The organism is Oceanobacillus locisalsi (assembly GCF_042675985.1).
In the GTDB taxonomy this organism is placed as follows: Bacteria; Bacillota; Bacilli; order Bacillales; family Amphibacillaceae; genus Oceanobacillus; species Oceanobacillus locisalsi.
In genome coordinates, this window is sequence record NZ_JBHTKK010000004.1 from 119,192 (window position 1) to 134,272 (window position 15,081).

Genomic DNA, 15,081 nt, shown 5'->3' on the forward strand with positions numbered 1-15,081 from the left:
TTCTTTTCCTCCCTGTATGGAAGTTATCGACGTCCTCAAAATGAAACTCACCTAGTCCATATCATAGTCTTTTTTTATCTATTTGAAAAGCAAAATGAACAGAAACATAACAAACTTCGACAAAAAGTAACGTTTCGTCCTCATTTGAGAGGCTGCCACACCATATCTGTGCGACAGCCTGTTTGTTTGTTTTATTCTTTTCTCTTTTGCTGCTAACCAGCGAGCTTATCTTTTTTCCAGTTCAGCTGCAAGAATTTCATTCACTAGCTGCGGATTTGCCTGACCTTTTGTTTCTTTCATAATCTGTCCGACAAGGAAACCTTTTGCTTTTTTCTTTCCATCCTTGAAGTCAATGATAGACTGTTCATTTTGATCGAGAATGTTATTGATAACCGGCTTCAATTGCTCTGGATCAGAGATTTGCACCAAGCCTTGTTCTTCAACGATTTTTTCCGGATCACCGCCATTTTCAACCAGTTCTGCAAATACCTTCTTCGCAATTTTGGATGAAATCGTGCCATCATCAATCAGCTGAATCATTTTCGCCAAGGAAGCTGGTGTAATAGCCAGTTCTTCTACTGCTTTGTAGTGCTTATTCATATAAGCAGAAACTTCTCCCATCAGCCAGTTGGATACTTGTTTGATATCCGCTCCTTGTTTTACTGCTTCTTCAAAGAAATCGGACATCTGTTTAGATGCAGTTAACACATTCGCATCATATTCTGACAGGCCTAATTCATTCACATAACGTGCTCTTCTTGCATCCGGAAGTTCCGGAATGTCATTGCGGATACGTTCTTTCCAAGCTTCATCAATATATAACGGAATAAGATCCGGTTCTGGAAAATAACGATAATCATCCGAACCTTCTTTTACACGCATCAGAATCGTTTCTTTATTTTTTTCATCATAACGGCGTGTTTCCTGCAAAATTTCTCCGCCGTTCAGTAATTCTTTTTCCTGACGTTTTTCCTCAAATTCCAATCCTTTTTGGACAAAGGAGAAAGAGTTCAAGTTTTTCAATTCTGCTTTTGTGCCGAATGCTTCTTGTCCGATTGGACGAAGCGAAATGTTAGCATCACAACGCAGGGAGCCTTCCTCCATCTTCACATCGGATACACCTGTATATTGAATAATATTTTTCAGCTTCTCTAAGTATGCATAAGCTTCTTCCGGAGAGCGCATATCCGGCTCGGATACAATTTCAATTAACGGTGTTCCCTGCCGATTGTAATCGACATACGAATAGCCGTCTTCCCCGTGAGTCAGTTTTCCGGCATCCTCTTCCAGATGCAGACGGGTAATGCCGATTTTTTTCTTCTGACCGTTTACTTCAATTTCAATCCAGCCATGTTCTCCGATTGGCTGGTCAAATTGTGAGATTTGATAAGCTTTCGGGTTATCCGGATAAAAGTAGTTTTTACGGTCAAATTTTGTATCGGTTGCTATTTCACAATTTAATGCCAATGCTGCTTTCATGGCAAAGTTAACAGCCTCTTCGTTTAAGACAGGCAGTGTTCCCGGGTATCCCAAGTCAATCGGGTTGACATTGGTATTTGGCGCTGAACCAAATTCATTGGTGCCCGGGCTAAAGATTTTTGATTGTGTTTTTAATTCTACGTGTACCTCAAGTCCAATAATTGTTTCGAAATTCATTACTTGGCACCTCCCAGTTGAGGTCGTTTTGTATGGTGTTCTGTCGCTTGTTCAAATGCATGAGCAGCACGATATACGGTACTCTCATCAAAATAATTTCCAATAACTTGCAAGCCGATCGGCAGTCCTTCCTCGGAGAACCCGCAAGGAATGGAGATACCAGGGACGCCTGCTAAGTTCACAGGAATTGTCAAGATATCATTGACGTACATGGTCAATGGATCACTTGTGTTTTCACCTACTTTAAAGGCCGGTGTCGGTGTTGTCGGTCCGACAATCACATCATAGTCTTCCAAAATGTTATCAAAGTCATTTTTAATTAATGTACGTACTTTTTGCGCTTTTTTATAATAGGCATCATAGTAGCCGGAGCTGAGTGCAAAAGTTCCAAGCATGATACGGCGCTTCACTTCATCGCCAAATCCTTCACTGCGGGATTTCACGAACATATCCAGCATGTTTTTCGCATTCTCTGACCGGACACCGTAACGTACACCATCAAAACGTGCTAAGTTTGCGGAAGCCTCTGAAGAAGAAAGCAAGTAATATGTTGAAAGAGCATATTTAGAATGTGGTAAAGATACCTCTTCCCACGTTGCGCCCAAGTTTTCATAGACTTTCAATGCTTCCATCACGGCGTTTTTCACTTCTCCCGAGACACCTTCTGCTAAATATTCTTTCGGAACAGCGATTTTTAAGTCCTTCACATCACCGGTTAATGCCTCGGTATATGCCGGAACTTCTACGTCCGCGCTGGTAGAGTCCATTTTGTCATGGCCTGCAATTACTTCCAAAACCCGTGCATTATCTTCTACTGTCCGGGTTAACGGTCCAATCTGGTCTAAGGAAGATGCAAACGCGACAAGGCCGAAACGGGATACACGACCATACGTAGGTTTCATTCCGACTACCCCGCAGAATGCTGCCGGCTGCCGGATGGATCCGCCTGTATCTGAACCTAAAGAAAACAATACTTCTCCCGCTGCTACTGCTGCAGCTGATCCGCCGCTGGATCCGCCAGGAACATGATCCGTGTTCCAAGGGTTGCGAGTCGGTTCATAACCGGAATTTTCATTGGAAGAACCCATTGCAAATTCATCCATATTTAATTTACCGACAGCAACCGGATTTTCTGCATTTAATTTTTCTACAACCGTTGCGTCGTATAAAGGATCATTAAAATTATCCAAAAGCTGGCTGGCACAAGTTGTGCGAAGGTCTTTTGTGACGATATTATCTTTAATACCTGCCGGAACGCCAAATAAGATACCGGATTTATCTTCCTGTTTGTCCAGTGCTTTCGCTTTTTCTAGTGCTTTTTCTTCATCAAGTGTCAGGAATGCATGTACATCCCCATCTACTTCTTTAATTTGCTGATAAGATTCTTTCACTAAATCTACTACAGTAATCTCCTGATTATGTAATTTTGCTTCTAATTCTTTGATTGTATAATCAAATAAAGACATGAACCTGATACCCTCCTTTATTCTTCACTATTTGCTAAAATGGATGGCACACGGATTTGTCCATCTTTTTGATCTGGAGCATTCTTTAATGCTTCTTCCTGTGTAATCCATTTTTTAGGCTCATCTTTACGCATCACATTTTTTAAATCCAATACGTGCGTGGTTGGTTTTACGTTTTCTGTATCTAACTCATTTAACTGCTCCGCATATTCAATGATAGCACTCAGTTCATTGGCCATTTGCTCTACTTCTGCATCATCAAATTCCAAGCGTGCAAGGTTAGCTACATGCTTTACCTGCTCTTTTGAAATCTCTGCCATTTGTCTAACCTCCAAAACATCCTATATTTTTTAATAATATGCTACCATCATAGCACTTCTATTCCAACATGGATGGAATCGTTCCGTTTATACATTCATCAAAATCATATTATACCATTTTTGAGTCATGTTTGATATACATAGCACGGACAATATTCATATCTATTCATTCTGGTGCTTCCGTTGCTAGGATTCATCCCGCCGCAAAACATCGCGTTTAACCCTATGATTAGAACCGTCGCATAATGATAATAGCAAAATAAACTGATACAAGGCAAGTTTATCACGCTGCGCACCAAAAAAACCAAGTTATACTATAATTTACAATTAATAATATAGAATAACTTGGTTTTATGCATAAAATAATTAAAGGTGGGCGATATGTTTATACGTTTGGCTTGCTTCTCGATAATATTGTGCAGCGTTTTTATAGTTACTAATATTTTCATAATGTTTTGCCAATAATTCAGAATAAAGAATATAATTCCCATAGTCTTTTTGCCTTTTTAATAAAGGAAGCAGATGATCAATTAATAGTTGTTCAAAATAAGAAAACTTTTCCTCCAGTAAGTAATGATAGCTGCGTAAAATATACTTATATACGATATAAGGTTGTTTATCTTCCATATCGTAGAATTGTTTCAACCCATAATTAATGTACTCTTCCGCTTCGTCATAATAATTTGCATGGTAGTATTCACGCACAAGCAGCGTTGTTACTTCCAGTTTATTGCTGGCAGGTACACCGGGGTTATTTAATACTTTTTTATAATAAGCAATCGCTTTTGTTGAATCCCCTTTTGATGCGTATAGGTAACCAAGGTTCTGGTGGATTGTTTGAATAATAATTTTATCATGGATTGTTTCCGCCAACTGTAATCCAAGCGTAAAATTCTTGATTGCCTTTTCATACAATTTAATATGACAATAGCAAATTCCCAGAATATTATGTGCCCTGGCACAACAAAGGAAATTGTATTGTTCCATATACAATTTTAATGCTTCGCCGGCATACTCAATGGCTTCCAGAGAGTTTCTCAATTTAGAATGTGTCATGGACATATAATACTTTAAATCTGCTTCAATTCTTTCGCTCAAACGGTAACTTTCTGTGATTTTTTCTGCTTTTTTATATTGATACATGGAGTGATAATAGTTTTGAACAAAAAAGCTGTACCGCCCGTTGAACAAATTCCAGAAATATTGTTCCTCTATACTGAAAGTACCTGCGCTTTCTCGTAAATGCCTAATTTTATCAGCTGCCAGGTCCGTTCTGTGAATTAATAAAAAATATTTGATTGTATGAATTTCGAACATAATAAAATGGTTGGAATAGTTTGTATCCATCAACTCCTGAATTTCCCGATATGCTTCTTCCATTTCCTGTCTGTCGTTGCTTTCATCCAATAACTCATACCAATTCTCGCATAATCGGCCGATTTCTTCATCTTGATGCTGGTCTTTTGTAATACAGAGTCTATTGCATAATTTTTTTAAAATATCTTCATGAGGTTCTGTTTTCTGATTCTCAATTTTAGATAAATAGGATAAAGAGACAATTCCTTCTGATAGCTCTCCTAGCGTCATTTTCTGCTTCATGCGTTGAATTTTTATATATGTTCCAATTGCTATCATATTATTTTTCTCCCCATTCTTATGAGTCTTTCATTATGGAATAATTATCTGAAAAACGTTTACTTATCCGGCCAAATTCGTATACGTTTGTCTTGGGCAGACATCGCCTTTTTTCTTCAATAAGGAAAACAGGTCAAAATTTTCTGGAATGCACTTGCCATCTAGAAAGCTGCTTATTCTTACATTCCTGTCCGCTATTTTCTTCCAACACTAAGCAATACTGCACTATATCCCCTTTCAATCCAGTTTTATTTTCTATTCACTCCGATATGATAATCTTATTGTACCATACTATGTTTGTTTTCAATTTGGGAAAATAGCCAAGAGAAACAGCAAAGAGTTCTGACTGTCCTGAAAATTTTTCTTCAAAAAAGAAAATTTACTGCCGTTACCTGACAATGCAGGTACGAACAGTAAATTTCCTAACCTCTTATTCATAAATATGCGTTTCAATTTCATCTTCACCGGCATTTCGGTAAAGCAGGCTTTCACTTTTTTGACTGGAATTGATATTTACTTCTATATCATAATAATTCGGGAACATTTCCTCAATCAGTCCGTATACATACTGCGTAAACCCGATAACCTCTCCCTTTCCATAGAACTCTATCGGAATATCGATACGTAATTTTTGAAGTTCCTCATCTATATAGAAGCCTTCTCCTACCATACCGACGTAGTTAGGGAAGAAATCACTTATTTCATTCGCAAAATTAGTGACTAGCTCTTGATCGTCATAATATTTTTCCTCGCCTTCATCTGAAGGGAAAAGAATATTTTCTTCTTCCACGTCTTCCCAGTCATCCACAGAACTGCTGCCGCCATCGACTGTCGTTTGTGCTACAAAATTTCCCGGTACGGGAGAAGATTGTTCTTCTTCTCGATATACTCCAATCATAATCGGGATATCACTTAATTCCTCATCATTTTGACGAATATCATCTACAATATCTTGTGCAATCTCTGTTGCCTGCTCCATCATTTCACTTTCTGAAATATTTTCATACTCATAAGGCTCACCGGTATCTGTCTGGAATTGGTAAACAGATTTCATGGCCAGACCAATGGAAATTCCTTCTAAATGTACATTATCTTCTTCCGTCTGTGTTAAATAATTTTGTTCTAAAATATGTGATAAATAACGCGGATTTTCCCGAAAAGTTTCTTCGTCCGATCCTCTATCCACTTCCGGATTCAAATCATCAATCCAGCTGTAGATACGGTCACTATCAAAATACTGTCCTTCCTGAAAATAATAATCTTCCGGGTCATATGCGTCCATTGACAGCCGGCGGAGACCTTCTTCCATTTCATCAATATCCACACGGTTAGCTACTTGATTCGTAATAACACCCCTGGCTTCACTTGGCTGATAAGGTAAAATCATACGATAATTATCCCCGGCAAGTCTATTGGTCGGCACAATAGAGGCTTCTTCCTGACCTGATTCTTCCTGGACAACCTCATCATCATTGGATGTTTGCTGCATACACCCGCTTAAAAACAGTGCTATTACTGCAATGAATAGTATCCATTTTTTCAAAGCGAATCACTCCTCTCCCTCGGCCGCTTCTTTTAACTCTGTTTCGCTCCATACTTCTACATTTAGCTTTTCTGCTTTTTCTAATTTGGAACCGGCGTCCGCTCCGGCAATAACAACATCTGTTTTTTTACTGACACTGCCGGTCACTGTCCCGCCCAACGATTCAATCAGTTCTTTCGCTTCTTTTCTCGAATACTGTTCCATTTTACCAGTCAGTACAACAGTTTTTCCAGAGAATAAGCTATCTGTTGTCGTTTCCGATTTTTTCGGACCGTTATAGGCCATATTAACACCTAACGCTCTCAATTCTTGCAATAGCTGTGTCACTTTTTCTTCCTCAAAATAACGCACCACGGAATCGGCCATTTTCTCCCCAATCTCTTCAATCGCTGCAATCTCTTCCAGCGTAGCGTGTTGGAGCTGTTCCATTGTCTCAAATTCCATCGCTAAGGTTTGCGCAGCTTTTGATCCGATAAAACGGATGCCAAGTCCAAATAGCAGTCTTTCCATTGAATTTTCTTTGGAGTTCTCTATTGCTTGTAAAAGATTGGTAACAGACTTTTCACCCATCCGTTCCAAATCCAGAAGATCTTCCCTTTGCAATCGATATAAATCTGCAATGGTGTGCACTAAATCTTCGCGGAATAGCTGAATAATTACCTTTTCTCCAAGCCCGTCAATATTCATCGCATTCCGGGAGACAAAATGAATCAACCCTTCCTTCAGCTGAGCAGGGCAATTCGGATTGATGCAGCGTAATGCTACTTCTCCTTCTAAACGGACCAATTCATTACCGCAATCCGGACATGAGTCCGGCATATGAAATTCCTTTTCCTCTCCTGTACGCTGTTCAATAAGTGAACGGACTACTTTAGGAATAATATCTCCTGCTTTTTTTATCACAACTTGGTCGCCAATCCGGATATCCTGCTCCCGAATCAAATCTTCATTATGCAAAGACGCCCGCTGTACCGTTGAACCGGCAATCCGGACAGGTTCAAGCATCGCTGTCGGAGTCACCACTCCTGTTCTGCCTATGCTTAATTCAATATCTTTTAATGTGGTCACCACTTCTTCCGCAGGGAATTTATAAGCAATCGCCCAGCGGGGACTTTTCGCAGTAAAACCAAGTTCATCCTGATGATCCAGGCTATCTACTTTAACCACAATACCATCAATTTCATAATGTAGTTCCTTACGATGTTCTGTCCAATATGTTATAAATTCCAGCACTTCTTCTATGCTTTCTGCCCGCTGCCATTCTTTATTCGTTTTAAAACCCAGGCGCTGTAATGCTTCCAAACGTTCGCTGTGACGGGTTATTCTATTATCATTCCATTCGCCGACACCATATAAGAATATATCCAAATTACGCTTGGCAGCTATTCTCGGATCAAGCTGCCGCAACGATCCGGCAGCTGCATTTCTTGGATTGGCAAAAGGCTCTTCTTCCTTTTCTTCCCGTTCTTCATTCAATGCTAAAAAAGATTTATGCGGCATAAAAGCTTCCCCGCGAACTTCTATCGTTCCTTCTTTTTGAATGCTTAACGGGATGCTTCGTATCGTGCGCAAGTTAGAAGTTATATCCTCACCGATTCTTCCGTCTCCCCGGGTGGATCCCAGAACAAACTCGCCATCCTGGTACTTTAAGGAAACAGCTAAACCGTCTATTTTTAATTCACATACAAAAGTAACCTTGCCGGATACACCTTCTGCCGCTCGTCTGGCAAAATCTCGTAAATCTTGTTCATTAAAAGCATTACCGAGGCTCATCATCGGTGTTTCATGCGCTACTTTGCGAAACGCATCCAGCGGTTCCCCGCCGATACGCTGCGTAGGCGAATCATTCCTGACGAATTCTGGATAGTCTTTTTCTAAATCTTCCAGCTCCCGCAACTTCCGATCGTATTCCGAATCAGGGACAGACGGGTTGTCCAATACATAATAGGAATAACCATATTGATTAAGAAGCTCCACAAGAGAGTTCATCTGTTCTTTTATTTCTTGTTTGTTCATTCCCTTTTACTCCTTTGTTATGGGGGCAAATTGTGCCAGCAGACGTTTGATGCCGACCGGTGCAGGAAAAGCTACATCCAATTCCAGCTTATCGCCTTCCCCCTGTACTCTGACAACTGTACCCGTTCCCCATTTTTTATGGGCAGCTTTATCACCGACGGACCAGTCTTCTGATTCCGCACCGCTTGACTTTGGACCTTGTATTTTTTCAGCACGTCTTTTCGGAGGAGCTTCCTGTTGCTGCCACGAGCCAAAGCTACTCCCCTTCTTGCTGTTTCCGCCAATTGACGTTTTTTCTACTGGTTCCATCCCTTCCACCAGTTCCGGAGGGACTTCATTGATAAATCGGCTGATTGGATTCATATTTGTCCGACCAAATAATGTACGCATTTGCGCATGAGTCAAATAGAGTTCTTCTTCTGCTCTGGTTATGCCGACATAAGCAAGACGGCGCTCTTCTTCCATCTCTTCCGCATCCATCATGGAACGGCTGTGTGGAAAGACGTTTTCTTCCAGTCCGATTAAAAATACAACTGGAAATTCCAACCCTTTTGCCGCATGCAGTGTCATCAAGGTGATTTTCTGCAACTGATCTGGGTCTTCTTCATCGACACGATCCAGATCCGCAATCAACGCCAAATCCGTTAAGAAGGCAATCAATGTCTTATCTTCACTTGTTTTTTCAAATTCTTGCGTAACAGTTTTAAACTCTTCCAAGTTTTCCAATCTGGATTGCGCTTCGATGGAACGCTCATTACGCAACATGTTCTCATAACCTGTCCGCTCGAGTACTGCTTCCACCATATCTGTCGCTGTTAAAAATTCCAATTGCTTTGTAAGCGATTGGATAAGTTCCAGGAATCCGGCTAAAGCATTGGCAGCTTTTTTGGACACACCAGTAAAATCAACTTCCTTGACCGCATCAAACAAGGAAATATCATGAACCTGCGCATAAGCCTGAAGACGCTCAATGGAGGTTTTTCCGATTCCTCTTTTCGGTTCATTCACTACGCGTTGAAAACTGATATCATCATCCGGGTTAGCGATTAACCGTAAATAAGCAATCATATCTTTGATTTCTTTTCGGTCATAGAAACGTGTCCCGCCGACCATTTGATAATCGATTCCTGATTTCACAAATGTATCCTCTATCGCACGGGATTGGGCATTAGTACGATATAAAATCGCAATCTCCCCAGCATCATATCGATCGTTTTTCAATAATTGCTGAATCGTATCTGCAACATACAAGGCTTCTTCCTGCTCCGTTGCACCTTTATAATAGGATATCTTTTTTCCGTCATCCTTATCCGTCCAAAGATTCTTCGGTTTTCGCCCAGGATTATTGCCGATTACTTTGTTGGCAGCCTGTAAAATAGAATTGCTGGAACGATAATTTTTCTCCAGCATCACCGTTTCAGCAGAAGGATAGTCTTTTTCAAAGGAAAGGATATTGGAAATATCAGCTCCGCGCCAACGGTAAATAGATTGGTCGGAGTCCCCGACAACGCATAAATTTTCAAATCTTTTCGCTAGCTGCTTTACCAGAAAATACTGGGCATGGTTAGTATCCTGGTATTCGTCCACATGAATATATTGGAATCTTCTCTGGTAATACTCCAATACTTCCGGTACACGATCAAACAAATGGATAGTCTGCATAATTAAATCATCAAAATCCAAAGATTGATTTTTCCGCAGCATCTTCTGATAACTTTCATAGACCTGTGCTACTTGGCGGTCGTAGAAGTTACCGGCATTCTTGGCAAATTCCTCTTCCGTAACCAATTCATTTTTGGCTGTACTGATTTGTCCCAGCATCGCTCTGGGATCGAATTGCTTGGGATCAATATTTAAATTTTTAAGTACCTGTTTCACCACGGATAACTGATCGCTGCTGTCCAAAATGGAAAAGTTCGTGGAATAGCCGATCCGGTCTATATCCCGGCGTAAAATCCGGACACACATTGAGTGAAATGTCGAAACCCACATATTTCCCCCTTGAGATCCGACCAGTTTCGCTACACGTTCTTTCATTTCTCTGGCTGCCTTATTAGTAAAAGTAATCGCCAGAATATTACGCGGGGAAACTTCTTTCTCCCCCATTAAATAGGCGATTCGATGCGTTAATACACGCGTTTTCCCGCTGCCCGCACCCGCCATAATTAACAATGGACCTTCTGTATGCCGGACAGCCTTTTGCTGTTCCGGATTTAATGTATTTATCATCGCTTCAAGCGTTTGCTCCATCTTGCATCTTCCTTCCTGAATGCGCTTGTTGCTTATTCTGCTTTAACAGCTGCTACTGTCTTGAGCGCTTGTTTTAAATTGGTATAAATGCTGTTTCCAACAATAATTGCATCGGCATGTTCCATCATCGCTGTGGCCTGATCTGGTGTTTCAATACCGCCGCCATAAAACAGCTTTGTCTGATGAAGTTCCGCTTTTACTTCTCGAACAACTTCCGGATCACCGTAAGTTCCGCTGTATTCCACATAAAAAACAGGCAGATGAAAAACATGCTCTGCCATATAAGCATATGCCTTCACATCCGCTGTTTCCGGCAGCTCACAATTCGCATGATGGAAAACTTTTGCCTCCGGATTTAATACACAATAACCCTCAAAGTATACCTCACTATACTCCATCATGTCGATATATTCTTTAATCGCTTTTTGCTGGATATCCATAACATATTTTTTCTCTTTCGAATTTAACACCAACGGCACGAAATAATAATCGAATCCTGGTGTTAATACTTCTTCACTAGAAATTTCCAAAACAACGGGAACCATATGCGACCTGCGAATCCGTGATAATAAATCCAAAACACCGTCCAAAGTGACATTATCCGTTCCGCCGACAATAATCGCGTCGGTGCCCGATTCACAGACTTTATCTAAATCTTCATCGGATATTTCCTTAGCAGGGTCCAGCTTAAACATATGCTTCCATTCATCTATATTCATCATTCGTTATTAATCCCCCATCATGACATTCGTTTCTTTATTATAACAAAAATCAGCACATGGTTAGAACGGATAAAGCAAAGATTTATTAGAAAAACACACATTTACTCACCAAAACAAAAAATAAGCATTCCCTTCTGTAAAGAGAGAATACTTATTCTCGATATTTATCCCATTGTGTTATGTTTATTATTTTAATCAACTTTCGCACCTAAGAACAAGCATATTAACCTTGCTTTTCTTTAGAGCATCCTTCTATTTTTGAACAGGCTGTAGTGTATTGCTCCCGCTCCGGCCAAGCCCTCCGCTTTCCGACGTACAACTCTTTTCGATGGGGTGATTAAACGCAATGGTTTTCGGTGGGGCAAGTAAGCGCCGCAACGGTTTTAATAGACCGAGTAATCGCAGGTCTCAATATTGTCAGGTTAATATGACCGCTACGGAAAAACACTACGCTTTCCGTGGGCTTGTCCTCAGCCTCCTTTAAAGAAGACTTGCTGATTGGCAAGCCGTCAGGCGCTGACAGAAGCAAAGTCGCTCTTATGCCCCGCGGGTAGAAAAAAAGAAGTTCGCTTTTTTCCTGCGGGGTCTTCACACTGCGCATTCCCACACGAGTCTCCGTGTTTTTCCTCCGCTAGTTAGCTTTCATGCTATCTGCTAGCAGCAACTATAACCTTTTGAAAATTCATTAACCTGACAACATTGGTAAGCGCAGCCCCAACCCCAGGAGTCACGGTTTTAGCCTGCAAACCACTCAAGGAGTCTCCGTGGTTGGCCTGCGCTCTGATAGGATGCTACAGCGCTTAGTAGAAATAACATCCTGATGAAGTGAGATGAAATAATAGCTTGAATGCACAGAAAGGACTGATTGCTGATTATTTTTACCACGCACCACGAAAAATTCGTTCTGTCTGACCTGCCTTTTAGTTATTCAACTATTTCACCAGTATGGAATATTCCACTAGCGGAGGCGGACCGTTTTGACTCCTGAGGGATCAGCACCCTCTGAAGATGCCCTTTTGCCAAGCGCTCTTCTTGGCAAAAGTTAGCTGAAGAGCATGCCCCTAGGAAAGCAAAACGGTCCGCCGCAGCGGTAGCCTTACACTTCACCACTTTACCTTCTCATTTTTATCAATTCCTGTTCTTTTGGAAAAGAAGTTACTTTTCAAGACACCAAAGTTGATTTATTTTACATTCAATTTTTCTAACACAAGGTTATAACCGTCACTACCATAATTAATACAGCGCCTTACCCGCGAGATGGTTGCGGTCGATGCGTTCGTTTCCTCTTCAATGGCACTGTATGTTTTTCCTTCTGTCAGCATTTTAGCCACATGCAGCCGTTGTGATAAGGATTGAATTTCAGACATCGTTGCAATATCATCAAAAAACTGATAACACTCCTCGCGGGTATCTAACGACAATATCGCATCAAACAACTGATCAAGCTGTTCTCCTCGTAACTTATCAATTTGCACTTCATTTCCCCCTTATGCGCCCTGCTCTTCAGTCTTTGATTCGATAAAAGAAGAACAGGATGCTATTTATTCCTGACCAAGATATTTCAATGATTTCATTTGTAATAAGGATTTTATCTGTCATCGCATGGTAGCCGGGATCACAATTTCCCGTTTTTTCACATCGATTAGACCCTGCTGTGTAATGCGGAAGAAAGGCAGATGGATAGCAGATAAGAATAACAAGCTGTAAATCGGATCATTATAGGCGTATCCATATGCTTCCAATACTTCTTTGATTTCTTTATTACTCGAAATTAATTCTTCCATGGAAACTTTCGCCATCACTCCGCCGAGAGGAAGCGGCATCTCTGCTAAAATCTCTCCCTGATCTACTAATACAATGGCTCCGCCTAACTCTTTCATGCGTTGAGAAGCAATGCGCAAGTCTTTTTTGGAATTACCAATATAGATAATATCACCTGTTGCAGAAAAACTGCTGACTAACGCACCAAGTTTCGGAGCAAAACCGCGGATAATTGTGTTTACACGCCACTCCCCATGCTTGTCAATCAATGCAATAAACTGTTCACTTTTATTGGAAGGAATCCGATCTGCACTCACATCGGACAGGATCGTATAAGGCTGAATAATAACATCGTTGACCATATCCATTCCGATTGGACTGGAAAACTGCAAATCTTCCTCTGTTAATTCCCAGTCTAGGCGGAGCGGGGTAATATCATATTCTTCCCACGGAATAGCAGATGGATATGAAACCGCGTGACCGTCCTTTCTAACCCATTCTCCTTTGCTGAGAACGCTCTCCGGATGCGGATTCTTTTTATCCAAAAGAATGTTTATATTAGCCACCCGTCCCGGCGCAATACTGCCAAACTCTTCTTCTTTATTAAAATGCCTGGCAGGGTGATAACTTGCCATCCGATAAGCTGTCTCAATAGGAAGACCGCTCTCTATTGCTTTTTCAATACATACATTAATGATACCGTCTTCCATAAAGGCTGGTGTCGGACCATCCATGGTGAAACTCATATTATCAAACTGGAACATCCCTTTATCCAAAAGTCCTTTGATAATTTCCGGTAAATCCGGCCGGATCGGGGAATAACGGAGACTGACTCGATAACCAAGCTCCAGCCTTTTTAATACATCATCTGCCGTCATCGATTCATGATCGCTTGAAATACCGAAAAGCTTCATTTTTGTTAACGTCCGGGAGGAAGCTCCGGGCAAGTGTCCTTCGATTGGTTTACCGAGTTTCTTCATTTCTTGCATCCAATACAACAAACGGTCCCCGCCGGTTAACAGACTTGGCCAGTCCGTCAATTCGCCGCCTTGAATGACCGATGGATGTTCCGCCCAATCCAATATATCTCTTGTATTAAACATTCGATTATCTTTCAACATCGTTTGACTGTCAAATCGGTTCCACCAGAACATATTTACCGGCAATTTCGAAAACGCGTTTATGATCGAAAACGTCTTTTTTTTGTTCAACAGGGAATACCAGGTCAAATTATCATTAACGAATGTTGTTGTCCCGGTTTTTGCAGCATGCATCACTGTCTCTTCCGGATTGGCTGCTTGAAACGGGTGAGCATGCGGTTCAATATAGCCTGGTACAACAAACTTTCCCTGACAATCGTAAAAGTGAGTTTCTGCTGTTTCTTCAGGCAAGTTCTCGCCGACATATACAATTCGATTTCCGTAAATCCAAATATTTGCTTCTAACCACTGATTTGTGTACACATTTAAATAGGTTGCATTGGTTAAGACAATACCAGGGGCAACCGTCCCGTCAACCACGTTAATATGCTGTCGTAATTCCCGATTTCTCCATAATGTCATTAAGCAACTCTCCACTATTTATCATTTCTTTTTATTTTAGCATATTGTAACGCTTTAAAATAGTAAAGCCGCTTTTTCTTCTCTGATTATACAAAGACACCGTATTTGAAACATTATTTGACAATGAACGATTTCCTTTTGAACAAAAAA

10 protein-coding genes are annotated in these 15,081 nt (G+C 40.9%); all 10 read right to left on the reverse strand.

The annotated features are described in order from the left end of the window. Positions 1-225 precede the first annotated feature (225 nt). On the reverse strand, positions 226-1,656 hold the full coding sequence (gatB, locus tag ACFQ19_RS05845) for an Asp-tRNA(Asn)/Glu-tRNA(Gln) amidotransferase subunit GatB (RefSeq protein ID WP_379591131.1): 1,431 nt from the start codon (positions 1,654-1,656) through the stop codon (positions 226-228). Then, the gene (gene gatA / locus ACFQ19_RS05850) at positions 1,656-3,122 is read right to left on the reverse strand and encodes an Asp-tRNA(Asn)/Glu-tRNA(Gln) amidotransferase subunit GatA (protein WP_379591132.1); all 1,467 of its coding nucleotides are present in this window, start codon (positions 3,120-3,122) and stop codon (positions 1,656-1,658) included. Before gatA ends, gatB begins: the two co-directional genes overlap by 1 nt. A gap of 17 nt (positions 3,123-3,139) precedes the next feature. Next, positions 3,140-3,442, reverse strand: coding sequence for an Asp-tRNA(Asn)/Glu-tRNA(Gln) amidotransferase subunit GatC (gatC, locus tag ACFQ19_RS05855; protein ID WP_379591133.1), 303 nt, complete (start codon positions 3,440-3,442; stop codon positions 3,140-3,142). A 366-nt stretch (positions 3,443-3,808) separates the two neighbouring features. Further along, positions 3,809-5,077, reverse strand: coding sequence for a helix-turn-helix domain-containing protein (locus ACFQ19_RS05860; protein ID WP_379591134.1), 1,269 nt, complete (start codon positions 5,075-5,077; stop codon positions 3,809-3,811). A 430-nt stretch (positions 5,078-5,507) separates the two neighbouring features. Next, on the reverse strand, positions 5,508-6,620 hold the full coding sequence (locus tag ACFQ19_RS05865; RefSeq protein WP_379591135.1) for a CamS family sex pheromone protein: 1,113 nt from the start codon (positions 6,618-6,620) through the stop codon (positions 5,508-5,510). 6 nt (positions 6,621-6,626) lie between these two features. After that, the gene (gene ligA, locus ACFQ19_RS05870) at positions 6,627-8,636 is read right to left on the reverse strand and encodes an NAD-dependent DNA ligase LigA (protein ID WP_379591136.1); all 2,010 of its coding nucleotides are present in this window, start codon (positions 8,634-8,636) and stop codon (positions 6,627-6,629) included. 6 nt (positions 8,637-8,642) lie between these two features. Further along, the gene (pcrA, locus tag ACFQ19_RS05875) at positions 8,643-10,886 is read right to left on the reverse strand and encodes a DNA helicase PcrA (RefSeq protein ID WP_379591137.1); all 2,244 of its coding nucleotides are present in this window, start codon (positions 10,884-10,886) and stop codon (positions 8,643-8,645) included. Between the two features lie 32 nt (positions 10,887-10,918). Beyond that, positions 10,919-11,608, reverse strand: coding sequence for a heptaprenylglyceryl phosphate synthase (locus ACFQ19_RS05880; RefSeq protein WP_379591138.1), 690 nt, complete (start codon positions 11,606-11,608; stop codon positions 10,919-10,921). Between the two features lie 1,181 nt (positions 11,609-12,789). Then, positions 12,790-13,083 (reverse strand): YerC/YecD family TrpR-related protein, encoded by a 294-nt coding sequence (locus ACFQ19_RS05885; RefSeq protein ID WP_379591139.1) that lies wholly within the window; start codon positions 13,081-13,083, stop codon positions 12,790-12,792. Positions 13,084-13,203: 120 nt separating this feature from the next. Continuing rightward, entirely contained in the window at positions 13,204-14,931 is a 1,728-nt protein-coding gene (locus ACFQ19_RS05890) for an adenine deaminase C-terminal domain-containing protein (RefSeq protein ID WP_379591140.1), read from the reverse strand. Positions 14,932-15,081: the final 150 nt, after the last annotated feature.

Bases quoted from the DNA above. Each gene is read 5' to 3' on its own strand.
- ACFQ19_RS05880 (WP_379591138.1), bottom strand. From the start codon at position 11,608: ATGATGAATATAGATGAATGGAAGCATATGTTTAAGCTGGACCCTGCT.
- gatC (WP_379591133.1), bottom strand. From the start codon at position 3,442: ATGGCAGAGATTTCAAAAGAGCAGGTAAAGCATGTAGCTAACCTTGCA.
- ACFQ19_RS05890 (WP_379591140.1), bottom strand. From the start codon at position 14,931: ATGACATTATGGAGAAATCGGGAATTACGACAGCATATTAACGTGGTT.
- gatA (WP_379591132.1), bottom strand. From the start codon at position 3,122: ATGTCTTTATTTGATTATACAATCAAAGAATTAGAAGCAAAATTACAT.
- gatB (WP_379591131.1), bottom strand. From the start codon at position 1,656: ATGAATTTCGAAACAATTATTGGACTTGAGGTACACGTAGAATTAAAA.
- ligA (WP_379591136.1), bottom strand. From the start codon at position 8,636: ATGAACAAACAAGAAATAAAAGAACAGATGAACTCTCTTGTGGAGCTT.
- ACFQ19_RS05860 (WP_379591134.1), bottom strand. From the start codon at position 5,077: ATGATAGCAATTGGAACATATATAAAAATTCAACGCATGAAGCAGAAA.
- pcrA (WP_379591137.1), bottom strand. From the start codon at position 10,886: ATGGAGCAAACGCTTGAAGCGATGATAAATACATTAAATCCGGAACAG.